General features: G+C 68.5%; 21 protein-coding genes and 1 pseudogene. 12 read left to right on the forward strand and 10 right to left on the reverse strand.

From position 1 onward, the window contains the following. Positions 1-722: pseudogene (locus ACFOMP_RS18505) on the forward strand (VirB4 family type IV secretion/conjugal transfer ATPase); the annotation flags it as partial. Here the strand turns inward: ACFOMP_RS18505 and ACFOMP_RS18510 are convergent. The 3 genes from ACFOMP_RS18510 to ACFOMP_RS18520 all read right to left on the reverse strand — a co-directional run bounded on the left by ACFOMP_RS18510 (position 679) and on the right by ACFOMP_RS18520 (position 4021). Beyond that, entirely contained in the window at positions 679-1344 is a 666-nt protein-coding gene (locus ACFOMP_RS18510; protein WP_019352436.1) for an integrase arm-type DNA-binding domain-containing protein, read from the reverse strand. The pseudogene ACFOMP_RS18505 and the gene ACFOMP_RS18510 overlap by 44 nt on opposite strands. 317 nt (positions 1345-1661) lie before the next feature. Then, positions 1662-3221 (reverse strand): glutamine-hydrolyzing GMP synthase, encoded by a 1560-nt coding sequence (gene guaA / locus ACFOMP_RS18515; protein ID WP_379033311.1) that lies wholly within the window; start codon positions 3219-3221, stop codon positions 1662-1664. A 188-nt stretch (positions 3222-3409) separates the two neighbouring features. Beyond that, a complete protein-coding gene (locus ACFOMP_RS18520; RefSeq protein WP_289895177.1) occupies positions 3410-4021 on the reverse strand; it encodes a thiamine phosphate synthase in 612 nt (203 codons plus the stop codon). 75 nt (positions 4022-4096) lie between these two features. On the opposite strand from ACFOMP_RS18520, the gene ACFOMP_RS18525 reads away from it, so the two are divergent. The 3 genes from ACFOMP_RS18525 to ACFOMP_RS18535 are packed head-to-tail and all read left to right on the forward strand — an operon-like array spanning position 4097 to position 7507. After that, a complete protein-coding gene (locus ACFOMP_RS18525) occupies positions 4097-4837 on the forward strand; it encodes an RNA methyltransferase (RefSeq protein WP_289895178.1) in 741 nt (246 codons plus the stop codon). Positions 4838-4892: 55 nt separating this feature from the next. Continuing rightward, a complete protein-coding gene (ctaA, locus tag ACFOMP_RS18530) occupies positions 4893-6038 on the forward strand; it encodes a heme A synthase (protein WP_379033315.1) in 1146 nt (381 codons plus the stop codon). Beyond that, positions 6035-7507: a carboxypeptidase M32 gene (locus tag ACFOMP_RS18535; RefSeq protein ID WP_379033318.1), complete on the forward strand. Its 1473-nt coding sequence runs from the start codon at positions 6035-6037 to the stop codon at positions 7505-7507. The genes ctaA and ACFOMP_RS18535 overlap by 4 nt, the downstream gene beginning before the upstream one ends. 61 nt (positions 7508-7568) lie before the next feature. Here ACFOMP_RS18535 and ACFOMP_RS18540 read toward each other — a convergent pair whose 3' ends face one another. The 5 genes from ACFOMP_RS18540 to ACFOMP_RS18560 are packed head-to-tail and all read right to left on the reverse strand — an operon-like array spanning position 7569 to position 12237. Next, on the reverse strand, positions 7569-8927 hold the full coding sequence (locus tag ACFOMP_RS18540; RefSeq protein ID WP_379033321.1) for a cytochrome P450: 1359 nt from the start codon (positions 8925-8927) through the stop codon (positions 7569-7571). Beyond that, positions 8924-10153, reverse strand: coding sequence for a hypothetical protein (locus tag ACFOMP_RS18545; RefSeq protein ID WP_379033324.1), 1230 nt, complete (start codon positions 10151-10153; stop codon positions 8924-8926). The genes ACFOMP_RS18540 and ACFOMP_RS18545 overlap by 4 nt, the downstream gene beginning before the upstream one ends. A 24-nt stretch (positions 10154-10177) precedes the next feature. Next, positions 10178-10864, reverse strand: coding sequence for a M48 family metalloprotease (locus tag ACFOMP_RS18550; RefSeq protein ID WP_379033327.1), 687 nt, complete (start codon positions 10862-10864; stop codon positions 10178-10180). 27 nt (positions 10865-10891) lie between these two features. Beyond that, a complete protein-coding gene (locus ACFOMP_RS18555) occupies positions 10892-12073 on the reverse strand; it encodes a vWA domain-containing protein (RefSeq protein ID WP_379033330.1) in 1182 nt (393 codons plus the stop codon). Beyond that, entirely contained in the window at positions 12073-12237 is a 165-nt protein-coding gene (locus tag ACFOMP_RS18560) for a hypothetical protein (protein WP_289895185.1), read from the reverse strand. The genes ACFOMP_RS18555 and ACFOMP_RS18560 overlap by 1 nt, the downstream gene beginning before the upstream one ends. 133 nt (positions 12238-12370) lie before the next feature. On the opposite strand from ACFOMP_RS18560, the gene ACFOMP_RS18565 reads away from it, so the two are divergent. Together ACFOMP_RS18565 and ACFOMP_RS18570 are read left to right on the forward strand one after the other, a co-directional pair. Then, positions 12371-13495 (forward strand): Ppx/GppA phosphatase family protein, encoded by a 1125-nt coding sequence (locus ACFOMP_RS18565; RefSeq protein WP_289895186.1) that lies wholly within the window; start codon positions 12371-12373, stop codon positions 13493-13495. Between the two features lies 1 nt (position 13496). Further along, a complete protein-coding gene (locus ACFOMP_RS18570) occupies positions 13497-14267 on the forward strand; it encodes an RlmE family RNA methyltransferase (RefSeq protein WP_289895187.1) in 771 nt (256 codons plus the stop codon). 443 nt (positions 14268-14710) lie between these two features. Here the strand turns inward: ACFOMP_RS18570 and ACFOMP_RS18575 are convergent, their stop codons facing one another. Beyond that, on the reverse strand, positions 14711-15793 hold the full coding sequence (locus ACFOMP_RS18575; RefSeq protein ID WP_379033335.1) for a helix-turn-helix domain-containing protein: 1083 nt from the start codon (positions 15791-15793) through the stop codon (positions 14711-14713). 99 nt (positions 15794-15892) lie between these two features. Continuing rightward, positions 15893-16795: a tRNA (adenosine(37)-N6)-dimethylallyltransferase MiaA gene (gene miaA / locus ACFOMP_RS18580; RefSeq protein ID WP_289895189.1), complete on the reverse strand. Its 903-nt coding sequence runs from the start codon at positions 16793-16795 to the stop codon at positions 15893-15895. Positions 16796-16880: 85 nt separating this feature from the next. On the opposite strand from miaA, the gene pyrH reads away from it, so the two are divergent. The 6 genes from pyrH to rseP all read left to right on the forward strand — a co-directional run bounded on the left by pyrH (position 16881) and on the right by rseP (position 22351). Further along, positions 16881-17615, forward strand: coding sequence for a UMP kinase (pyrH, locus tag ACFOMP_RS18585; protein WP_289895190.1), 735 nt, complete (start codon positions 16881-16883; stop codon positions 17613-17615). Between the two features lie 80 nt (positions 17616-17695). Continuing rightward, positions 17696-18259 (forward strand): ribosome recycling factor, encoded by a 564-nt coding sequence (frr, locus tag ACFOMP_RS18590; protein WP_289895191.1) that lies wholly within the window; start codon positions 17696-17698, stop codon positions 18257-18259. A 4-nt stretch (positions 18260-18263) separates the two neighbouring features. After that, entirely contained in the window at positions 18264-18998 is a 735-nt protein-coding gene (gene uppS / locus ACFOMP_RS18595) for a polyprenyl diphosphate synthase (RefSeq protein WP_289895192.1), read from the forward strand. After that, a complete protein-coding gene (locus ACFOMP_RS18600; RefSeq protein ID WP_289895193.1) occupies positions 18995-19849 on the forward strand; it encodes a phosphatidate cytidylyltransferase in 855 nt (284 codons plus the stop codon). The genes uppS and ACFOMP_RS18600 overlap by 4 nt, the downstream gene beginning before the upstream one ends. Before the next feature lie 4 nt (positions 19850-19853). Further along, a complete protein-coding gene (gene dxr, locus ACFOMP_RS18605) occupies positions 19854-21026 on the forward strand; it encodes a 1-deoxy-D-xylulose-5-phosphate reductoisomerase (protein WP_379033341.1) in 1173 nt (390 codons plus the stop codon). After that, a complete protein-coding gene (gene rseP / locus ACFOMP_RS18610; RefSeq protein WP_289895196.1) occupies positions 21023-22351 on the forward strand; it encodes an RIP metalloprotease RseP in 1329 nt (442 codons plus the stop codon). Before dxr ends, rseP begins: the two co-directional genes overlap by 4 nt. Positions 22352-22372 lie beyond the last annotated feature (21 nt).

Raw genomic sequence — 22372 nt, forward strand, 5'->3', positions numbered from 1 at the left:
TAAGGCAATGCCTTACGACCATTTGCTCAATCAGAGCAGACGGCCTTCACCGCAGGCGTACTCCCTATCGCTGGTCGACCCGCGCGATCCTGCTCGACAAGACCGACGCGACCAAGCTGCTGACCAAAATCCGCCGGCAATGGTTCGCCAAGCGCAAGTCGATCGCCGCGATCTTGAAAGAGGTGATGACCAACGAGGCGTCGGCGCTGGTCGATACCGATGCCGCCAACAAGGCGGCCGATGCCGATCTCGCCTTGCAGGAACTCGGCCAGGACATTGCCGGCATGGCCTATGTCACCGCGACGATCGCGGTGTGGGATGCCGATCCCCGTCTCGCCGATGAGAAACTGCGCCTCGTCGAGAAGGTCATCCAGGGCCGCGACTTCACGGCCATGATCGAAACCGTCAATGCCGTCGATGCCTGGCTCAGCTCATTACCCGGACATGCCTACGCAAATGTCCGCCAGCCGCCCATCTCGACGCTCAATCTCGCCCACATGATCCCCCTCTCTGCCGTGTGGGCGGGGCCAGAACGGGCCGAGCATTTCGGTGCGCCCCCCTTGCTTTACGGCAAGACCGAAGGCTCGACCCCGTTCCGGTTGTCTTTGCATGTCGGCGATGTCGGCCACACCCTCGTCGTCGGCCCGACCGGCGCGGGCAAGTCCGTGTTGCTAGCGCTCATGGCCTTGCAGTTCCGGCGCTACGAGAATTCGCAGGTCTTTCGGCGGGCGAGAGCGAGCGGCCTTTCGGAACGAACGTCGCGATCGAGGCAGGCCCGACCTCTTCGGCAGGGTTTGGCACCTTCTCGCCGTGCAGCTTCGCGAAGGCGAACACCAGCTTCACGATGTCACGCACATGGACGGCCGTGGCAGGTGCTCCCCGCTTCTTCACCTTGTCGCACATCGCGCGGAGATCTTCGGGCGTGATTTCCGTCAGCAGCCGATTGCCGAACGTCGGCAGGATGTCCCGCTCGTAGATCGAGCGGCGTATCGCGCGGGTGCTTTCGGCCATCTGGTGCTCTTGCAGCCAGCGTTCGCCGAACTCGCCGAAGCTCTTTGCTTCCTTGATGCGGCGCTTCTCGCGCTGCTTCTCCTGGGCGGGCGATCGCCCTTCCTGAATTGAGCGCTGCGCGTCGATCAGCTTCTCCCGCGCACGGGCCAGAGAGAGGCCCGCCGGCCCGTATCGGCCGAGGGTTAAGGTCTCGCGTCGACCGTGCATACGGTAGTCATAGCGGAACACGACGGCGCCCGACGGGTTCACGACGACATACATACCGTCACGGTCAGTGACCTTGTATAATTTGTCCTTTGGTTTCAGTGCCTTGATTGCCGCATCGGTAAGCATCGGACCCTCCTAGATTGTTCAAAAAACGCCAGAGAGCCCCTAAAAATACCGTCAGGCCAAAATCGACCAAGCCAAACGGCAAATTTTCCTTTATTCTCAATGGAATAATGTAAAAAAATACCGTCACAAGCTCTCTAAGCCATGACGGTATATGCAAATCTGCGATGTCACAAGACGCTCCATACCGTCAACTCCGCCGTCGATCGCGAGGCTTGCCCAGCGATTGACGGCGAAAGACGGCGGAGAGAAAATTGTTGATTTTCAGTGCCTTACGGAGGGAGATCGGCGGTTATCGGCGGCGTTTGGGTGGGCGCGGATTATTCCCACTCGATCGTGCCGGGCGGCTTCGAGGTGATGTCATAGGTGCAGCGGTTGATGCCCTTAACCTCGTTGATGATCCGGGTCGCGGTCTCGCCCAGGAATTCGTGGCTGAACGGATAGTAATCCGCCGTCATCCCGTCGACCGAGGTGACGGCCCGCAGCGCGCAGGCATAGTCATAGGTACGCCCGTCGCCCATCACGCCGACGGTGCGCACCGGCAGGATGGCCACGAAGGCCTGCCAGATCTCGTCGTAAAGCCCGTGCTTGCGGATCTGGTCGATAAAGACCGCATCGGCCTTGCGCAGGATCTCGAGCTTGTCGCGGGTGATCTCGCCCGGGCAGCGGATGGCGAGGCCCGGGCCGGGGAAGGGATGACGGCCGATGAACTTCTCCGGCAGGCCCAGTTCGCGGCCCAAGGCGCGCACCTCGTCCTTGAAGAGCTCGCGCAGGGGCTCGACGAGCTTCAGCCCCATCTTCTCGGGCAGGCCGCCGACATTGTGATGGCTCTTGATGGTGACCGAGGGGCCGCCCGAAAAGCTGACCGATTCGATCACGTCCGGGTAAAGCGTGCCCTGGGCCAGGAATTCCGCACCCTCGATCCCGCTCGCATATTTCTGGAACACATCGATGAACAGCTTGCCGATGGTCTTGCGCTTGACCTCGGGGTCACCGACACCCTCCAGCGCCGACAGGAACAGCTCGCTTTCGTCGGCATGGATCAGCGGGATGTTGTAACTGTCGCGGAACATGGTCACGACTTCCTCGGCCTCGTTCAGCCGCAGAAGCCCGTGATCGACGAAGACGCAGGTCAGCTGGTCGCCGATCGCCTCGTGGATCAGCACCGCCGCGACCGAGCTGTCGACACCGCCGGACAGGCCGCAGATCACGCGCTTGTCGCCCACCTGCTCGCGGATCTTGCGGATCGCCTCCTGACGATAGGAGGCCATGGTCCAATCGCCGGCGAAACCTGCCATACGGACGAAATTCTCCAGCATCCGGCGGCCGTTCGGGGTGTGATGCACCTCGGGATGGAACTGCACGGCGAAAAACTTGCGGGCCTCGTCGGCGATCATGGCGTAAGGGGCGTTGGGCGAGGTACCGATGACCTCGAAACCGGGCGCGAGTTGCGTCACCCGGTCGCCATGGCTCATCCAGACCTCCTCGCGGCCGGTGTCGAACAGGCCGGCGAAGATGCCGTCGCCCTTGTGGCCCTCGGCCGGCGCGATGAAGGCGCGGCCATATTCGGCGTGATGGCCCGATTCGACGCGGCCGCCCAGTTGCTCCATCATCACCTGCTGGCCGTAGCAGATGCCGAAGACCGGCACCCGCAGCTCGAACAGGCTCTGCGGCGCGCGCGGCGAATCCGCCTCGGTGACCGAGGCGGGTCCGCCCGACAGGATCACGGCCTGCGGCGCGAAGTCTTTCAGGAAGGCGTCGTCGACCGCGTTGAACGGGTGGATTTCGCAATAGACGTTCAACTCGCGCAGGCGCCGCGCAATCAGCTGCGTGACCTGGGAGCCGAAATCGATGATGAGAAGGCGCTGATGCTGGGTCATGGCAAGGCTTTAGGCTGCGGCATGGCGCTGCGCAAGGGGCAGGCGGGGCGAGGATGGCGCGGTCGCATGGGTATTTGGACAACGAAGAAGATGCGGACCCCGGCAGAGCTGAAGCGAGGAAGGCGAGGGGAGGCTCCTCGCGGCTTCTTCGTTGCCCAAATACCCACCCGGCGGTGCCGCCAGGCGGGTCAGCGCCAGAGAATGCCCAAGGCTTCGGCCGGGTCCGGTTCCGACCAGATCTCCGCCCCCAGCGCGATGAAATCGGTGATCGGTGCCAGCTGCCCGATCAGCGCCGGGGTCAGGGCGCCCTCGGCGACCACCGGGATCTCGATCACCTCGGACCACCACTGGAACAGCTCCAGGGGGGCCGTCTCGCCCTGGCCGAGCGCGGAGGCGCCGCAGGGTCCGAAGCCGACGTAATCTGCGCCGGCCTCGGCCGCGTTCATGCCGTCATGGCGCGAGGTGCCGCAGAAGGCGCCGACGATGGCGTCCTGGCCCAGTTCCTTGCGGGCATGGCGCACGCCCCGGGCGCCGTTGCTCAGATGCACCCCGTCCAGCCCGTGGCGCTGCGCCAGCTGCACATGGTCCTCGATCACCACCGCCACATCGCGGGCATGGGCGATCTCGCGCGCGAGATCGGCGATGCGGCCCAACTCCTCCTCGGTGCCGGCGCCGGGGATACGCAGGCAGGCGATGGGAAAGCGGTCCATGACCTCGGCCAGCATCGGCCCCAGTGTCGAGGCGGCCGCGCCGACCGGGGTGATCAGGTAGAGTTGCGGCGTATTGGGCTGGTCTGTCATGGCGCTGTCATTCCTCGTGTTCCGTCTGCAGATAGCGCAGCGCCGCGCGCCTTGCCAGTAGGTCTGCGGAAGGTTATGGCCGCGCGCATGGAACCCGCGATCATTCTTGTCCGCCCGCAGATGGGCGAAAACATCGGCGCAGCCGCGCGCGCCATGCTGAACTTCGGCCTGTCCGACATGCGGCTGGTGGCGCCCCGCGACGGCTGGCCCAATCCCCGGGCCGTGGCCATGGCCTCGGGCGCGGCCGGTCGGGTTCTGGATCGGGCGCAGGTTTTCGCGACCCTGGCCGAGGCGATGGCGGATGTCGATCACGCCTATGCCACCACCGCACGGGGGCGTGAGCTGACCAAGCCGGTCCTGACCCCGGCGACGGCCATGGCCGATGCGCGCGAGCGGGTGGCGCAGGGCGGCCGGGTCGCGGTGATCTTCGGCCCCGAGCGCGCGGGCCTGGAAAACGACGATGTGGCGCGCGCCAACGCCATCATCACGGTGCCGGTCAATCCCGACTTCCCCTCGCTGAACCTGGCGCAGGCGGTGCTGCTGACCGGCTATGAATGGGCGCGGGACAACCTGCCGGCCCAGCCTGCCCCGCAGGGCCGCCGTCCCGATGGCGAGGCGCCCGCGACGCGGCTCGAGATCGAGCGTCTCGCCGATCACTGGGAGGAGCGGCTGGCCGAGGCGGGCTTCTTCTTTCCGCCCGAGAAGGCGCCGGCGATGCAGCTCACGCTGCGCAACCTGTGGTCGCGGCTGCCGCTGACCCGCGCCGACACGCGCATCTTCCACGGCATGTTGCGGCAATTGATCCGCCGCGGTTGATTGATTTCCGGGCGCGCGCGGGCCAAGGTCGCGCCCGATCGAGAAGGAAGCTGACATGGCAAGACGTCCCGTCTTTCAGGAAGTCACCGAGACGCCGCCGCAGGGCACCCCGCCTGCCGGCGGCATGATCGACGCCGGCAACAAGGGCGCGCGCGGTGCGATCCGTCTTTGGTTGATCCTGCTGTTTGTCATGGTCGCGGCGATGATCGCGCTTGGCGGTGCGACCCGGCTGACCGGATCGGGCCTGTCGATCACCGAATGGAAGCCGGTGACCGGGACGATCCCGCCGCTGGACCAGGCCGCCTGGCAGGCCGAGTTCGACAAGTACCGGCAGATCCCGCAGTTCCAGCTGGTCAATTCCGACATGGACCTGGCGAACTTCAAGCGCATCTACTGGTGGGAATGGTCGCACCGGCTGCTTGGGCGGCTGATCGGCGCGGTCTGGGCGCTGGGTTTTCTGTTTTTCCTGGCAACCAAGCGCATCCCCGCGGGCTGGACGCCGCGGCTGCTGGCGCTGGGGGTGCTCGGCGGCGCCCAGGGCGCCATCGGCTGGTGGATGGTGCATTCGGGACTGTCGGGCGAGATGGTGCGGGTGGCCTCCTATCGGCTGGCCACGCATCTGGGGCTGGCCTTCGCCATCCTGGGCCTGATCGCCTGGTATGCCTCGGCGCTGTCGCGCTCGGAGGCGGCGCTGCTGCGTGCCCGGCGGGCGGGTGAGGCGAAGCTTTTCTCGATGACCACCGGGCTGATGCATCTGGCCTTACTGCAGATCCTGCTGGGTGCGCTGGTCGCGGGGATCGACGCCGGCCGCATGTATACCGGCTGGCCGACCATGGGCGGCGAATGGATTCCCGCGGCGATCTGGGACGCGGCGCTGGGTTGGCGCAATTTCTTCGAAAACCCGGCGCTGGTGCAGTTCATCCACCGCATGACCGGCTATCTGCTGGCGATGTTCGCCGTGGTGGTGTTCCTGCGCGCCCGGCGCTCGCCGCATCCGGTGACGCGTGGCGCCTATGTCGCGATGCTGGTCGCCCTGGCCGTGCAGGTGCTTCTGGGCATCATGAACGTGCTGCACGCCTCGCCGCTGCCTTTGGCACTGGCGCATCAGATCGGTGCCGTGGCACTGTTCACGCTGATCCTGCGCGCGCGCCACCATGCGCGCTATCCTTATGAAACCTCGGTCCGGGGGACTGTCCGATGAGCGCCTTCGACGAACTTCTTGCCTTCCAGCGCCAGACCGAGGCGCTGTCTTCGGTCGCCGAACGTCTCGGCTGGGATCAGGAAACCGTGATGCCGCGCGGCGCGACCGAGCAGCGCGCCGAGGAAATGGCGGCGATGGAAGCGGTGCTGCACGAGCGGCGCACCGATCCGCGGCTGGGCGAATGGCTGGACCGGGCCGAGCCCGAGGATGCCGAGGATGCCCGCATCATCGAGTTGATCGCGCGCGATCATCGCCGCGCCTCGCGCATCCCGGCCCGGCTGGCCACGGAACTGGCGCGGCAGACCTCGCTGGCGCAGGGCATCTGGGCCGAGGCCCGGGCCAAGGACGCGCCCGGGGATTTCCTGCCGGTGCTGAACGACATCCTGATGCTCAAGCGCGAGGAAGCCTCGGCGCTGGCCGATGGCGGCGATCTCTATGACGCGCTGCTGGACGATTACGAGCCCGGCACCACCCAGGCCGAGATCGCGGCGCTGTTCGACGCCATGCGGCCGCGACTGGTGGCCCTGCGCGAGGACGTGCTGGGCGCCGCATTCCAGCCGCAGCCGCTGACCGGGCATTTCCCGCAGGAGACGCAGCTGCGCCTGGCGCGGACCTGCGCCACGGCCTTCGGCTATGACTGGACGCGCGGCCGCATGGACATTGCCGTGCACCCGTTCAGCTCGGGGCGTTGGCAGGACAGCCGCATCACCACCCGCGTGGTCGAGACCGATCCGTTCAACTGCCTGTATTCGACCATCCACGAGGTCGGTCATTCCAGCTATGAGCAGGGTATCGACAGCGATTATGCCTTCACGCCGTTGGGCCGCGGCGTTTCGATGGGCGCGCATGAAAGCCAGAGCCGCATCTACGAGAACCAGCTCGGCCGCGGCCGAGCCTTTACCGGCTGGCTCTACCAGCGCATGTCGGATGCCTTCGGCGGGCTGTCGGTCCCCGATGCCGATGCCTTCTACGCCACCGCGAACCGCGTGACCCCGGGCTTCATCCGCACCGAGGCCGACGAGGTGCAATACAACCTGCACATTATGCTGCGCTTCGATCTGGAGCGCGACCTGATCGCTGGAAGGCTGGATGTCGAGGATCTGGTCGAGGCCTGGAACGCGCGTTTCCTGCGCGATTTCGGGGTGGCGGTGGACCGTCCGGCCAATGGCGTCCTGCAGGACGTGCATTGGGCGGTGGGACTGTTCGGCTATTTCCCCACCTATGCGTTGGGCAATGTCTATGCCGGTTGCCTGCATGCCGCCTTGCGCGCCGCGGTCCCGGATCTGGACGAGGCGCTGGCGCGGGGCGAGGCCGACCCGGCGGTGGAATGGCTGCGCGAGAACATGCAGCGCCATGGCGGGCTCTACGCGCCGCGCGCGCTGATCGAGCGCGCCACCGGCACCGATGTCAGCGAGAAGCCGCTGCTCGACTACCTGGAAGAGAAATTCTCGGCCATCTACCGGCTTTGATGCCGGGCATGGGCATTGGGGCAACGAAGAAGCCGGGACTGTTTCTGGACTTCTTCGTTGTCTAAATACCCATCTGCCTTGGCCGCAATCGCAGGCGGATGCCGTTCTTGCCCCGCAGGGTCAGCCGCATGATCGGCACGGGGCGTTCGGCGCCGGGGGCCAGACGATAGGCGCGGACCAGGGCCGACAGGATGAGCGGTCCTTCGATCATGGCGAAGCCGGCGCCGGGGCAGGCGCGCGGACCGGCCGAAAAGGGGATGAAGGCGTCGCGCTGGCAGGCCTTGCCGTTCCCGGTCTCCCAGCGCGCCGGGTCGAATGCGTCGGGATTCTCCCACAGCCGCTCGTGACGGTGCAGGTGCCAGGGCGACAGAACCAGCTGCGCGCCCCGGGGGGCCTTGCGGCCACGCAGGGACTCGGCCCGGCGGCATTGTCGCACGGTCATGGCGACGGGCGGATAAAGCCGCAGCGCCTCGCGGAACACGGCGCGGGCCAGCGGCAGGGTGCGGATCGCGGCGAAATCCGGGGCGAGGTTCCGGTGTGCCTCCTCGGCCAGCCGGTCCTGCCATTCCGGGCTTTCCGCCAGCAGGTAGAGCGCCCAGGCCAGGGCCGAGGCGCCGGTCTCGTGTCCGGCCAGGAAGAAGGTCGCGACCTCGTCGATCATCTCGGTTTCGCTGAACCGCCGGCCGGTTTGCGGATCCGGGGTGGTCATGATCTTGGTGGCGAGGTCGGGCGGTGCGGTGCCGGCCTGGATCTCGGCGGCGCGGGTCGCGACCAACTGGCGGATCAGGCCGCGGATGCGCCGCGCCGTTTCGCGCACCTGGCGGGTGTGCAGCCGCGCCCAGCGGGGCAGCGCCATCAGCCCGCCCAGATTCACCATCGGCTGCGCGTCCTGGTGTTCGCGGAAGGCCTGAAACACCTGGGCGGCGGTCGCGTCCTCGATCGGGATCGAGAACAGGGTGCGAAAGATCACGTCGGCGGCGGCATGGCTGGTCTGCGGCTCGATGTCGATCTCGGCGCCGTCGGCCAGCGGCGCCAGCCGGGCGACGCCGGCCTGCGCCGCGTCCCACATGGCCGGGAAGGCCTCGCGCAGCCGGCCGCCCTCGAAGGCGGGGTCGATGATGCGGCGCTGGTGCAGCCAGGTCTCGCCGTTCGAGATGAAGCTGGAATTGCCGAGCAGCGGTTGCAGCCCCGCCGCCATGCGCGGCGATTTCGGGAAATCCATCGGCCGCTTCTTCAGAATCAGTTCCACCAGCGCCGGGTCGTTGCAGGTGAAGCTGTGGATGAAGGGGCCGCGGAACTCGGCCATCCAGGCGCGATAGAGCCGGTCGGATTGCGCCGACAGGATGTCGCGGCGGAAATCGCGGATGAAGCGCCAGACCGAACCGCGCCCCTGCCGGGCCGGGGGCTTGGGCGGGATCATGTCGCGGTCCAGCGGTTCACGGCGCGCGCGATCCGGCCCGGCGAATGCCCGCGCCCGGCGAAGCGCCGGCCCAGCGTCAAGGGCCCGGCGGTGATGGCGAAGTAATCATAGTCGCCCGGCCGGTCGAAGGCGCAGAGATACTGGAAATGCAGCCGGAACCAGCGCCCGCGCAATTCGCGCCGCTTCGCGGGCGACAGCGTCTGCGTGAAGGCGGCGGAAAGCACCAGCGGATGCCGGCGGCCGGGCGGTTCGGCGCCGGAAACCGCGACCGGATCGCACAGGCCGAATGAGCAGGCATCGCCCGGCGCGGTGACGTCCACCCAGTCCAGTTCGTCGCGCGCCGCCAGATAGCGCAGGTCGGCCCGCAGCCGGTTCGCGCCCGGCAGGAACGACGCCATCGGCACGACATGGCCCAGCGACAGGTAGGAGAGGCGCGGGCCCCCGGCCGGCACCCGGCCCGAGCGGATCAGATCGGCCAGCACCGAGACGCCCAGATAGGCGCCCGAGCTGTGGCCGACCACCAGCACCTCGTCCCAATCGCCCGTCAGCACCTCGGCGATGCGGTCGGCGAACTGTGCCAGCCGCGCCTCGAGCGCCGGGGGATAGGCGCCGAGGTTCCGGGCGGTGAAGGCATAGTCATGCATCAGGTACCAGGCGAAGATCTTGCCGTCGATGCGCCGCCACAGATGCAGCCCGGTCCAGGTCAGTCCCAGCATGACGGGCAGGCCCAGCCACCAGCCGAGTCCGGTCAGCCGCCCCAGCGCCCAGCCGAGAAGCGCCGCGGCCAGCGCCGCGGCCAGCAGTTGCGCCAGAAGCACCACCACCGGGTAAAGCGCCGCGATCACCGGGCCGCGGCGCAGCCGCATCAGCCGGAACAGCGCGCCCGAGCCGATATAGGCCCAGGCGGTGCGGACAAGCTGGCCATAGGTCGCTAGAATGCCCTGGTCCATCGAGCCCTGCACGATGTCGGCCCAGACCAGCACCTCGATCTCGGCCTCGGCGTGCCGGCCGTCGAAATCGCCCGCGACGCCCCAGCCGAAGCCGTTGCGGTCGCGGCGCGGGCCGAAGCTCAGCCCGTAGCCCGAAATGCGCGCCTGCTCGGCGCCCTCGCGCTTGTAAAGCTCGCGGTAACGGCGCGGCGGGATCGGGTCATAGCCGGGAAGGTAGAGGACGCGGCGGCGAAAGGGGCGGGTCATGTCACGGCGGTTGTTTTGCTGCCGCAGCATAACCCATCCGGGCGAGGGGACAAGTCAGGCCACGCGCCAGCGCGCCTCGAGCTTTTCGATGGCGGCGATGCGTGCCGCGGCCGGCGGGTGCGAAAGCAGCCAGGCCGGTGCGCCGGTCCCGGCCGCGCCCGCCAGCCGGTCGAGCTTGCGGAACAGGCTTTTCTGCGGCTCGGTGCCCAGCCCGGCCTTGACCATCAGGGCGCTGGCGAAGGCGTCGGCCTCGAACTCGTCCTGCCGCGACAGCCGGGCGGCGATGGCGCTGGCGGCGATATTGGCAATCCAGACGCCGATCCCGGGCAGGAAGCGGCCGAGCACCCCGGCCAGCACCATGCGCACCACGTTCTGGCCGGCGAAATCCACCATGCGGCGGCGGGTATGGCCATGGGCGACATGGCCCAGCTCATGCGCGATGACCGAAGCCAGCTCGGCCTCGGTCACCTCGCCGCGGTCCAGCCGGTCGAGGAAGCCGCGGGTCAGGAAGATGCGGCCGTCGGGCGCGGCCAGACCGTTGACGGGCGCCACCTCGTAGACATGCGCCCGGATCGGCGGCAGATCCATGGCCCGGCCCAGCCGCTCCAGCATCGGCGTAAGCCGGGGATGGCGCAACGGCGTGGACCTGGCGTTCAGCTCGGCCCGCAGCCGCCATGCGGAAAATAACCACATCGCGGCGGCATAGAGCAGGATCAGCAGGATCGGGGTCAGCTTCAGCATGACCGCAATATGGGGGATGCGGCGGGGTCAGCCAAGAAGGCGCATGGCCTGGGTCAGCCCCTCCAGCGTCAGGGGCTGCATGCGGTCCTCGAAGATCTCGCGGATCATGGCGATGGACCGGGTATGGCCCCAATGCGCGCGCGGCACCGGGTTCAGCCAGACATGATCCGGCCAGGTCTCGCGCAGGCGCTGGAGCCAGATCTCGCCCGATTCGGGGTTCCAGTGTTCGTTGGCGCCGCCGGGCACCGCGATCTCATAGGGCGACATCGAGGCGTCGCCGACGAAGATCGCCTTGTAGTCGCGGCCGAAGCGGTTCAGCACCTCCCAGGTCGGCGTGGTCTCGGTCCAGCGGCGGCGGTTGTCCTTCCACAGCGCCTCATAGACGCAGTTGTGAAAATAGAAATGCTCCAGGTGCTTGAACTCGGCGCGGGCGGCCGAGAACAGCTCGTCCATCAGCCGGGAATGGTCGTCCATGCTGCCGCCGGCATCGAGGAACAGCAGCACCTTGACGGCATTGTGCCGTTCGGGCCGGGTCTGCACATCGATATAGCCGTGCTCGGCGCTGGCGCGGATGGTGCCGGGCAGGTCCAGCTCCTCCAGCGCGCCATGCCGGGCCCATTGCCGCAGCCGCTTCAGCGCCACCTTGATGTTGCGGGTGCCAAGCTCGACCGAATCGTCGAAATCGCGGAACTCGCGCTTGTCCCAGACCTTGGCGGCGCGGCGGTGGCGGCTTTCGGCTTGCCCGATCCGCACGCCCTCGGGGTTGTAGCCATAGGCGCCGAAGGGCGAGGTGCCGGCGGTGCCGATCCACTTGTTGCCGCCCTGATGCCGGCCCTGCTGCTCGGCCAGCCGCTCGCGCAACCGCTTCATCAGCTCCTCGAAACTGCCGGCGCCTTCGACCGCGGCGCGTTCCTCGGGGGTCAGCAGCTTTTCGGCCAGCTTTTCCAGCCAGTCGCGCGGGATCGAGACCTCGTTCACCAGCGCCTCGATGGGGATCTGGTCGAGGCCCGAGAAGGCTTCGGAGAAGGCGCGGTCGAATCGGTCGATATGCGCCTCGTTCTTGACCAGGGTGGCGCGGGCGAGGTGATAGAAGCCCTCGGGCGTCCAGTCCGACAGCCCCGCCTGCAGCCCCGCCAGCAGGTCCAGATATTCCCGCAGGCTGGCCGGCACCCCATGCCTGCGCAGGCTGTCGAGGAAGGGCCGGAACATCAGCCCATCCGGGTCAGGAATATGGTCAGGAACAGGCCCAGCACGGTCAGCGCCAGGGCATGGGCGGCGGCATATTGCAGCTTGTCGGCGCGGTTGCCGCCGGCTTTCGCGGCGCGCATCCAGCCGATCGCTGCGCCAAGAAGGAATGCGGCGATCACGATCATGGCTCGGGCATAGCCCGGCCCCGCGCGGCTGTCGAGGGGCAGGGGCCGGCAAGCCCCGGCTTTCGCGCGCCCCCTTGAAGGCATGGCGGGCGCGGGTTACGTTCGGAGCAACTTGTTATCGGAGGGCGTGACCATGGCGCCCAGGCGTCCTGCGGGTGCGGACGCGTTCCCGAGAAAAACGGTCGAGCCTTTCGTCACCCGCCCGGCCGAGGACGGGCCGCTCTATGCGGCTTTGGATCTTGGCACCAACAGCTGCCGGATGCTGATTGCCCGTCCCGCGGGCAGTCAGTTCCAGGTGGTGGACAGTTTCTCGAAGCCGGTCCAGCTGGGACACGGGCTCGAGGCATCAGGCAGGCTGTCGCGCCCCTCGATGGCGCGGACGGTGCATGCCTTGCAGGTGTGCCGGCGCAAGCTCGAGGCGCACAAGGTCACGCGCATGCGTCTGGTCGCGACCGAGGCCTGCCGGCGGGCGCGGAACAGCCGCGACTTCCTGCGCATGATCCGGCGCGAGACCGGCCTGCCGGTCGAGATCATCGACGCCGAGGAGGAGGCGCGGCTGGCGGTCATCTCCTGCGCGCCGCTGGTCAGCCAGCGCACCGAGCAGCTTCTGGTGGTCGATATCGGCGGCGGCTCGACCGAGCTGGTCTGGATCGACCTGGAGGATGTCGACCCCGCCGAGCGGTCGCGCGCCATCATGCGGCTGGCCGACGGGTTCGGCGATGCCCGGCCGGGCGGCGCGCGGGTGGTCGACTGGATCAGCGTGCCGCTGGGCGTCGCGACGCTGCGCGACCAGTTCGAGGATGTCGAGGACGATCAGGGCCGTTTCGCGCTGATGTCCTGGCATTTCGAGGAAATGCTGTCGGATTTCGCGCCCTATTCGCTGACTCATGATTTCGCCGAGAATTTCCAGGTCATCGGCACCTCGGGCACGGTGACGACGGTGGCGGCCAGCCATCTTGGCCTGCGCCGCTATGATCGGACCAAGGTGGACGGGCTGACCATGACCTCGGGGCAGATCGACCGGGTGATCCGCGACTATCTGTCGCTGGGCCCCGAGGGGCGGCGGGCCGATCCGCGCATCGGCCGCGAGCGCCATGCGCTGATCATGTCGGGCGCCGCGATCCTGCAGACGCTGATGCGGGTCTGGCCGACGACGCGGCTGTCCGTCGCGGATCGCGGCCTGCGCGAGGGGCTGCTTTACGCGCAGATGGTCAAGGACGGGGTCTTGGCCCCGGATGGTATGAACGGGGTGGCATGAGATGAGCGAAGGCAAGAAGCCGGGCGAGGGGCGTAAAAGCTCGGGCCGCGGCCAGCGCGACCTGCGGGTGCGGGTGAAATCGGCCAAGGGTCGCAAGCTGTCGAGCACGCTCTGGCTCGAACGGCAGCTCAACGACCCCTATGTCGCGCGGGCCAAGCGCGAGGGTTATCGCGGCCGCGCCGCCTTCAAGATCCTGGAACTGGACGACAAGTATCGTTTCCTGGTGCCGGGCGCGCGGGTGGTCGATCTGGGCTGCGCCCCCGGCGGCTGGTGCCAGGTGGCGGTCGCGCGCGTCAACGCTCTTGGCGAGAAGTCCGGCAAGAAGGTCGGTCGGGTGCTGGGGGTGGACCTGCAGGAGGTCGATCCCATCGCCGGGGCCGAGATCCATCAGCTCGATTTCCTGTCGGAAGGGGCGGACGCGCAGGTCAAGGCCTGGCTGGGCGGGCGTGCCGACGTGGTGATGTCGGACATGGCGGCGGCCTCGTCGGGGCACAAGGGCACCGATCACCTGCGCATCGTGGCGCTGGTCGAGGCGGCGGCGCAGCTGGCCTTCGACGTGCTGGAGCCGGGCGGCACCTTCGTCGCCAAGGTGCTGGCGGGGGGCGCGGAAAACGAGATGCAGGCCATGCTCAAGCGCAATTTCCGCAAGGTGGCGAATGTGAAGCCGCCGGCCAGCCGTTCGGATTCCTCCGAGAAATTCGTGGTGGCGCAGGGATATCGCGGCCGGGAGGACGAAGCCGACGCAGAGGAGGCGCCGGCCGATCCGGCCTGAGGCGGCCGCGCCGCGCCAAGCGAGTCGTGGTGGCACCGGATGCACGAGAAGGGGGCCGCTGGATAGGGCGCTGCCTTGGGCGCCGGGCCGGGCGTCCGGTCCGAGACTGCGTTGCAGGGCTCGTGTCGCGGCTGCTCCGTACCGGATCGACACGTCGGGCTATCCGTCCTGGAATCCGCCGCGGGGTTGACCGTTCCGGCGGCCGGACAGCGGGCGGTCGCGGGCATCGCCGGGGTGCGGTGAAGGCGCTGAGAACCTTGGCCGGGCAGGCCGGTCGGACCGGCCCCATCCCTTTGCGGTCCCGGCTGTTGCGGTGCGGCTTCTGGTGCGAAAAGCTCTCTGGCGAGCTGGACTTGCAGCCCTTTCCACGTTGCGTGTCGGGAATGCGGAGGTGGTGCGGCGGCTCGGGACAGCGGGCGCGCGGTTCTGGGCGCTCGGCCCAATCAGCCGTGATCGGGGCCGCCGCCGCCGCGGGCATTCCGCATCAGCGCACGATAGGCTTCGGGCGTGCGGCCGGTTGCGGCCTGGAAGGCCCGCATGAAATGACCCAGCCCGGCATAGCCCAGTTCCTCGGCGATCTCGGGGATCGGCCTGGCGCTGTCGCGCAGTGCCTCGGTCGCCGATTGCAGCCGCAGGTCATAAAGCAGGTCCAGCGCGCCGCGCCCCCGGCTCTGACGGCAGGCGCGGTCCAGATGCGCCTGTGTGCAGCCCAGCCGGCGGGCCATTTCTGCCAGGGTCTGGCTGCGCTCGAGTTCCCGCCCGGCGAGGTCCAGGAAGCGCTCGGCCAGCGATCGCGCCCCGGCCATATCGTCCTCGGCTTGCCGGGACGGGCCCGGCCGGTCCTGAAGCCGGGACAGCGCCACCGCGATCAGGCCCAACTGATGGCGCGTCGCCGCGTCGCCGCCGGGATGGCGCGCCGCCCCTTCGGCCAGGGCGAGGATGGCGGGGTCCAGAAGTCCGGCATCCTCGGGCGCCGGAAGGCCGCAGCGGAAACCTCGCGGCAGCGGCTGGTCGCGGAACCAGTCGGGCGGAATCAGCAGTGCCTGGCCCGCGACATCGGCCGGCGGTTTCAGCGAAAAGGCGGTGCCGGCGGGAATGAAGGCGAGGCGCCCGGCGCTGACCAGATGATTGTGGCGCGGGAACTGCACCGTGACCATGCCCGAGCCGGGTCGAATCAGCACGTGGTCGCCGCGGTCGCGCGGCGCGGCCGGCGCGGTCAGGCCGCGCGTGGCGCCGCCCCAATGGAAGCCGGAAAGCGGGATCAGCCGCAGGCCGTCGCCGGGCCGCCCGCGGGGCAGGGCGGCCGGAGCCGGCCGGAACCGCCCGGCCGCACCTGCGACGGTCGGAGCCGGAGCCGGCGGTTTCTGGGCCTGGGCGTTTCCCGGCCGCCGGGAGGATTCCCGCTGCAACCGCGGGTCCTGCTCGGCCGGTTCCATGATCCCCGGCGCGGTGATGCCGGCTGCCCGCAACCGGACCAGCGCGGGATCGGAATCGGTGCTGTCGAAGGCGCGAAAGACATTGTTCATAAGGGCGCGGCTTTCAGCAAATCCATAAACACAACCTAGACTCCCAACGGGAGTTCCCGAAGGGTTTACACAGCTTATGGTTGCCGAAAGTTTAATATGTCACTTTTGTGTGACGGCTTGATGATCGACCTCGATCCAACGCCAGTCGCGCATCCGGTTGCGAAAGAAGCTGCGCTGCGCCTTGGCATATTGCCGGGTGGCGATGATCGCCCGTTCGACGGCGTCGTCGAGGCCGAGCGCGCCTTGCAGATGCGCCACCAGCTCGGGCGCGCCAATCGCCTTGGCCCAGAGCGCATCGGGATTCCAAGACGGCAGCATCGCCCGCACCTCGTCCAGCGCACCCTGGTCCAGCATCAGGCGAAAGCGCCGGGCGATGCGCTCGGCCAGCCAGTCGCGGTCGGATTGCAGCACCAGCAGATGCGCGGTCTCGGGCGCGATCAGCGGCGCCGGCGTCTCGGCCTGCCATGCGGCGATGCCGCGGCCGGTGGTCTTGAGCACCTCCCAGGCGCGCTGCACGCGCACCGGGTTCATCAGGTCGATGCGCGAGCGGCTCAGCGAATCGAGCCCGGCGATCATCTGCGCCAGCCCGCCGGGCTCGCGCAGAAGCGCATCGGCCCGGGCGCGGATCTCGGGCGGCGTGGGCGGGATCACCGCCAGCCCGCGGGTCAGCGCGTTCAGATAAAGGCCGGTGCCGCCGACCACGATCAGCCGGCCCCGCAATGCCGCGACCTCGGCCAGCCATTCGCCCACGGAATAGAGCCGCCCGGGCGCCACATGGCCGTAAAGCGCGTGAGGCGCGCGGGCCTCGTCCTCGACCGTCGGCCGGGCGGTCAGCACCCGCCAGCAGGACCAGACCTGCAGCGCATCGGCATTGACGATGGTGCCGCCCTGCGCCTCGGCGATCCGCAGCGCCAGGGCGGATTTGCCGCTGGCGGTGGGCCCGGCGATCAGCACATGGCGGTCGGAATCGAGCCCGGCCGGAAGGTCGTGACGCGGGGTCATGGCGACTTGGGAAGGCGGCAGTTGAACATGGTCCCTGTTTGCGACATTTTGCCCGGCAATGAAACAGCCGCGAAAAGGTGAACCCATGTCGGAAAGCGCGTCCAAGATCCCCGGAAAATACTCGCGCGTGATGCTGAAGATTTCGGGGGAGGCGCTGATGGGGGACCAAGGCTACGGCCTGCACCCACCGACCGTCGCCCGCATCGCGCAGGAGGTCAAATCCGTCCATGACATGGGGGTCGAGATCTGCATGGTCATCGGCGGCGGCAATATCTTCCGCGGCTTGCAGGGCAGCGCCCAGGGCATGGAGCGTGCGACCGCCGACTACATGGGGATGCTGGCCACGGTGATGAATGCGCTGGCCATGCAGGCGGCGCTGGAGGCGCTGAAGATCCACACCCGGGTGATCTCGGCCATCCGCATGGACGAGGTGGCCGAACCCTATATCCGCCGCCGCGCCGTCCGCCACCTGGAAAAGAAGCGCGTCTGCATCTTCGCCGCCGGCACCGGCAACCCCTATTTCACCACCGACACCGCCGCCACGCTGCGCGCCAACGAGATGAATTGCGAGGCGATCTTCAAGGGCACCAAGGTCGACGGCGTCTATGACAAGGATCCGAACAAGTTCGCGGATGCCAAGCGCTACGACGCCGTGACCTATGACGAGGTGCTGCAGAAGCATCTGGGGGTGATGGACGCCTCGGCCATCGCGCTGGCGCGCGACAACGATCTGCCGATCATCGTCTTCTCGCTGGACGAGCCGGGCGGTTTCCGGGGGATTCTGGCCGGCAGCGGCACTTATACGCGCGTCCATGGGTAAAATGCCCGTATAGCCTTTGCCATGCGGGCGCCGCTCGGCTAAAAGCGCTGAAAACCACAGCACAGAGGCCATGACCGAGCATGTCCGACGAGATCGAGATCGATACCGACGACCTGGAACGCCGCATGAAGGGCGCGATGGAATCCCTGCGCCATGAATTCGCGTCGCTGCGCACCGGCCGCGCCTCGGCCAGCATGGTCGAGCCGATCATGGTCGACGCCTATGGCTCGCTGACGCCGATCAACCAGATCGGCACGGTGAACGTGCCCGAGCCGCGCATGGTGACGATCAACATCTGGGACAAGGCGCTGGTCGGCAAGGCCGAGAAGGCGATCCGCGAATCGGGCCTGGGCATCAACCCGCAGCTCAACGGCACCATCATCATGCTGCCGATCCCCGAGCTGAACGAGGAGCGCCGGCGCGAACTGACCCGCGTCGCCGCGCAATATGCCGAGCACGCCCGCGTCGCCATCCGCAACGTGCGCCGCGACGGCATGGACCAGATCAAGAAGGCCAAGGGCTCGGGCATGTCCGAGGACGATCAGAAGTTCTGGGAAACCGCCGTGCAGGAGCTGACCGACAAGATGATCGCCTCGGTGGACCAGGCGCTCGAGACGAAGCAAGCCGAAATCATGCAGGTCTGACCTGATGGCCGAAACCGCAGCCAGCCTGTCGCAATCCGCCGGGGGGGACCAGCGGCCCCGTCACGTCGCCATCATCATGGATGGCAACGGCCGCTGGGCCAAGAACAAGGGTTGGCCGCGTCTGGTCGGGCATCGCCGCGGCGCCGAGCGCGTCAAGCAGATCGTGCGGGCCTGCCCGGACCTGGGGGTGAACTGGCTGACCGTCTATGCCTTCTCGACCGAGAACTGGAAGCGCTCGACCGAGGAGGTGTTGGGCCTGATGGGCATCTTCGCCCGCTATATCGAGCGCGAGGCCGACGGGCTCTCGGCCGAGGGCGTGCGGATGCGCTTCATCGGCGGGCGCGATCGGCTGGACCCCAAGCTGCAGCGGCTGATGGCCGGGATCGAGACGCGCACCGCCGGCAACGCCCGGCTGAACCTGACGGTGGCGATCAATTACGGCGGCCGGGACGAATTGACCCGGGCGGCGGCGCGCCTGTCCGCACGCATCGCCCGCGGCGAGATCGCCGAGCCGACCGAGGCCGACCTGGCCGATTGCCTGGACACCGCCGGCCATCCCGACCCCGACCTGGTGATCCGCACCAGCGGAGAGACGCGGACCTCGAATTTCCTGCCCTTCCAGGCGGCCTATTCCGAATACGAGTTCACCCAGACGCTCTGGCCGGATTTCACCCCCGATCATCTGGCCGAGATCCTCGACCGCTTCGGCCTGCGCGAGCGGCGCTTCGGCAGCGCATGACCGGGGACGGGCCGCAGCCAAGCCGCCTGCGCGGCGCCTTGCAGCGCGGACGCAACAAATGGGCCGACCTGTGGCCCCGGGTCGTCTCGGGCCTGGTGCTGGCGGTGCTGGGGCTGGTGCTGCTGCTGACCTCGGGACTGTGGCTGCGCTTCGGCGTTGCGGCGGTGATCGGGCTGATGATGTGGGAACTGGCGCGGCTGACCGGCTGGCGCCACCCCGAATTCCACAGCCCGCGCCATCCGGTGCTGATCGGCATTCTGGCCGGGCTGGTCATGCTGGCGATGCTGGTGCTGCCCGGCGACTGGCCGATGGCGCTGGTGCTGGTGCCGATGATCGCCGGCTGGCACGGCACGCATGAACACGAGCGGCCAGCCTATCTGCTGTTCACGCTGGCCTTCTTCGGCGCCGGCTATGCGCTGGTGGTGATCCGCGAGCTGATGGGCCTGCCGACATTGCTGTGGGTGGTAGGCACGGTGGTGCTTTCCGACGTCCTGGGCTATTTCGTCGGCCGCAAGCTGGGCGGGCCGCGCTTCTGGCCGGCGATCAGTCCCAAGAAGACCTGGAGCGGCACCATCGCCGGCTGGGCGGGCGCGCTGCTGCTGGCGCTGGGGCTGCTGGTCGCCGGGCAGGCGGGCTGGGCGGTGCTGATTGTCGGGCCGCTGGTCGCGGTGGCCGGGCAGTTCGGCGACATTGCCGAAAGCTGGCTCAAGCGCCGGGTCGGGGCCAAGGACAGTTCCGAGCTGATCCCCGGCCATGGCGGGGCGCTGGACCGTTTCGACGCCATGTCGGGGGCGCTGCTGCTGGCGCTGGTGCTGTTGATGGCGAACCTCTTGCCGGTGATCGGAGGCTGAGAAGATGCGCAGCGTATCGGTGCTGGGCGCGACCGGATCGGTCGGTGAAAGCGCATTCGACCTGTTGATGCGGGCCGGCGGACCGGAGACCTTCCGCACCGTCGCCCTGACCGGCGGCGCCAAGGTCGGCCGTCTGGCCCAGATGGCCCGCGCTCTGCGCGCCGGGATCGCCGTCACCGCCTGGCCCGAGAAACTGCCCGAGCTGCGCGCCGCGCTGGCCGGCAGCGGCATCGAGGCCGCGGCCGGCGTTGACGCCGTGGCCGAGGCCGCCGCACGCCCGGCCGACTGGACGCTCTCGGCCATCGTCGGCGCCGCCGGCCTGCCGCCGGGGCTGGAGGTGCTGGCCCGCGGCGGCACGCTGGCGCTGGCGAACAAGGAAACCCTGGTCGCCGCCGGCCCGCTGGTCATGGCCCGGGCCCGCGGGACGGGCGCGCGCATCCTGCCGGTCGATTCTGAACATTCCGCGATCTTTCAGGCGCTTCAAGGCGAAAACCTCGATTCTGTCGAGCATGTCACCATTACCGCTTCGGGCGGCGCCTTCCGCGATTGGCCGCTGGAGCGGCTGGCGCAGGCAACGGTGGCCGAGGCCAGCCGGCACCCGAACTGGGACATGGGCCAGCGCATCACCATCGACAGCGCCAGCATGTTCAACAAGGCGCTGGAAGTCATCGAGGCGCACGAGTTCTTCGGCATCGGCATCGACCGTCTGCGGGTGCTGGTGCATCCGCAGTCGATCATCCATGCCATGGTCACGCATCGCGACGGCGGCAGCATCGCGCATCTGGGCGCGCCCGACATGCGCCACGCCATCGGCTATGCGCTGAACTGGCCGGCCCGCGCGGCGCTGCCGGTGCCGGCGCTGGACCTGGCGGCGCTTGGCAGCCTGACCTTTGCCGCGCCGGACGAGGCGCGCTGGCCGGCGCTGCGCCTCGCGCGCGAAGCGATCCAGACCGGCGGCGCCGCCGGCGCGGTGCTGAACGCCGCCAAGGAACAGGCGCTCGATGATTTCATCGCCGGCCGCATCCGCTTCACCGACATGGCCCCTGCGGTGGAACATGCGCTGGACCTGGCGGCGCGCGCGCCGGGCTTCGGGCAAAACCCCGGCGATCTGGAGACGGTGCTGGCCTGGGACGGTTTCGCCCGTCGGGCGGCGGCACAATGGCGGGGTGCGGCATGAGCGTGATTCTGGACAGTCTGGGCGGGTTCCTGTGGAGCGCCGCCGCCTTCATCGTCGCGCTGTCGATCATCGTGACCGTGCACGAATACGGTCATTACATCATCGGCCGCCTCTCGGGCATCAAGGCCGAGGTGTTTTCGCTGGGCTTCGGCCCGCGCCTGTTCGCCCGCCGCGACCGGCATGGCACGGTCTGGCAGGTGGCGGCGGTTCCGCTGGGCGGCTATGTGCGCTTCCTGGGCGACGCCAATGCGGCCAGCGCCGGCTCGGGCAAGGCTGTCGATCCGGCCCGCGCCCGGCAGACGCTGGGCGGCGCGCCGCTTTGGGCGCGCTTCGCCACCGTGGCGGCGGGGCCGGTGTTCAACTTCATCCTGTCGATCCTGGTCTTCGGTGCCATGGCGATGTGGCAGGGCCTGCCGGTCGAGCAGGTGCAGATCGGTCGGCTGCACGCCACCCCGCCCGGGGTCGAGACGCAGCTTCGGCCCGGCGACCGGGTGATCGCGCTGGACGGCCGGCCCGTGGCCGACTGGCAGGATATCGGCGATCTGGCTGCGGACCTGCCGCCGCGCCCGAGCCATGACTGGACGGTGCTGCGCGACGGGGCCGAACTGACGGTGCCGGGGCCGGACCCGATGCCGCCGCTGATCACCGGCATCGCGCCGCGCAGCCCCGCCGCCGCGGCCGGGCTGAAGGCGGGCGACGTGATCCTGGCGGCGGATGGCAAGCCGATCTCGCGCTTCGACGATCTGCGGCGGCATGTGCTGGACGCCGAGGGGCGGCCAGTGCTGCTGCGGGTCTGGCGCGAGGGCGAGGGCATCGCCGACTATACCCTGGCCGCGCGCCAGCAGGATCTGCCCACCGAGACCGGCTACGAGAAGCGCTGGCTGATCGGCGTGACCGGCGGCGGCACCTATTTCGAACCGGCCACCCGCCCCGCCGGCCCGGGCGAGGCGCTGGGGATCGGCGCGGCGCGGACCTGGGACATCATCGCCTCGTCGGTTTCGGGGCTTTGGGCGATGGTCACCGGGCAGATCGGCAGCTGCAACCTGGGCGGCGCCATCTCGATCGCCGAGACCACCGGGCAGGCGGCCTCGGCGGGCGGCGGCAACTTCATTTGGTGGATCGCGGTGCTGTCCGCCGCCATCGGTTTCCTGAACCTGTTGCCGGTGCCGGTGCTGGATGGCGGGCACCTGATGTTCTACCTTTACGAGGCGGTGGCGGGCCGGCCGCCGTCGAGCCGGGTGGTGGACATTCTGTCGGCGCTCGGCATGGCGGCGGTGCTGTCGCTGATGGTATTCGGCCTCACCAATGATCTTTTCTGCCCCTGAACGGCCCTGACCTTTTGACAG

The sequence above is a fragment of the Paracoccus simplex genome (assembly GCF_042648325.1).
Lineage (GTDB): Bacteria > Pseudomonadota > Alphaproteobacteria > Rhodobacterales > Rhodobacteraceae > Paracoccus > Paracoccus simplex.

Coding starts and splice junctions, on each gene's coding strand:
- ACFOMP_RS18510 (WP_019352436.1), bottom strand. CDS start 1,344: ATGCTTACCGATGCGGCAATCAAGGCACTGAAACCAAAGGACAAATTA.
- guaA (WP_379033311.1), bottom strand. CDS start 3,221: ATGACCCAGCATCAGCGCCTTCTCATCATCGATTTCGGCTCCCAGGTC.
- ACFOMP_RS18520 (WP_289895177.1), bottom strand. CDS start 4,021: ATGACAGACCAGCCCAATACGCCGCAACTCTACCTGATCACCCCGGTC.
- ACFOMP_RS18525 (WP_289895178.1), top strand. CDS start 4,097: ATGGCCGCGCGCATGGAACCCGCGATCATTCTTGTCCGCCCGCAGATG.
- ctaA (WP_379033315.1), top strand. CDS start 4,893: ATGGCAAGACGTCCCGTCTTTCAGGAAGTCACCGAGACGCCGCCGCAG.
- ACFOMP_RS18535 (WP_379033318.1), top strand. CDS start 6,035: ATGAGCGCCTTCGACGAACTTCTTGCCTTCCAGCGCCAGACCGAGGCG.
- ACFOMP_RS18540 (WP_379033321.1), bottom strand. CDS start 8,927: ATGATCCCGCCCAAGCCCCCGGCCCGGCAGGGGCGCGGTTCGGTCTGG.
- ACFOMP_RS18545 (WP_379033324.1), bottom strand. CDS start 10,153: ATGCTGCGGCAGCAAAACAACCGCCGTGACATGACCCGCCCCTTTCGC.
- ACFOMP_RS18550 (WP_379033327.1), bottom strand. CDS start 10,864: ATGCTGAAGCTGACCCCGATCCTGCTGATCCTGCTCTATGCCGCCGCG.
- ACFOMP_RS18555 (WP_379033330.1), bottom strand. CDS start 12,073: ATGTTCCGGCCCTTCCTCGACAGCCTGCGCAGGCATGGGGTGCCGGCC.
- ACFOMP_RS18560 (WP_289895185.1), bottom strand. CDS start 12,237: ATGATCGTGATCGCCGCATTCCTTCTTGGCGCAGCGATCGGCTGGATG.
- ACFOMP_RS18565 (WP_289895186.1), top strand. CDS start 12,371: ATGGCGCCCAGGCGTCCTGCGGGTGCGGACGCGTTCCCGAGAAAAACG.
- ACFOMP_RS18570 (WP_289895187.1), top strand. CDS start 13,497: ATGAGCGAAGGCAAGAAGCCGGGCGAGGGGCGTAAAAGCTCGGGCCGC.
- ACFOMP_RS18575 (WP_379033335.1), bottom strand. CDS start 15,793: ATGAACAATGTCTTTCGCGCCTTCGACAGCACCGATTCCGATCCCGCG.
- miaA (WP_289895189.1), bottom strand. CDS start 16,795: ATGACCCCGCGTCACGACCTTCCGGCCGGGCTCGATTCCGACCGCCAT.
- pyrH (WP_289895190.1), top strand. CDS start 16,881: ATGTCGGAAAGCGCGTCCAAGATCCCCGGAAAATACTCGCGCGTGATG.
- frr (WP_289895191.1), top strand. CDS start 17,696: ATGTCCGACGAGATCGAGATCGATACCGACGACCTGGAACGCCGCATG.
- uppS (WP_289895192.1), top strand. CDS start 18,264: ATGGCCGAAACCGCAGCCAGCCTGTCGCAATCCGCCGGGGGGGACCAG.
- ACFOMP_RS18600 (WP_289895193.1), top strand. CDS start 18,995: ATGACCGGGGACGGGCCGCAGCCAAGCCGCCTGCGCGGCGCCTTGCAG.
- dxr (WP_379033341.1), top strand. CDS start 19,854: ATGCGCAGCGTATCGGTGCTGGGCGCGACCGGATCGGTCGGTGAAAGC.
- rseP (WP_289895196.1), top strand. CDS start 21,023: ATGAGCGTGATTCTGGACAGTCTGGGCGGGTTCCTGTGGAGCGCCGCC.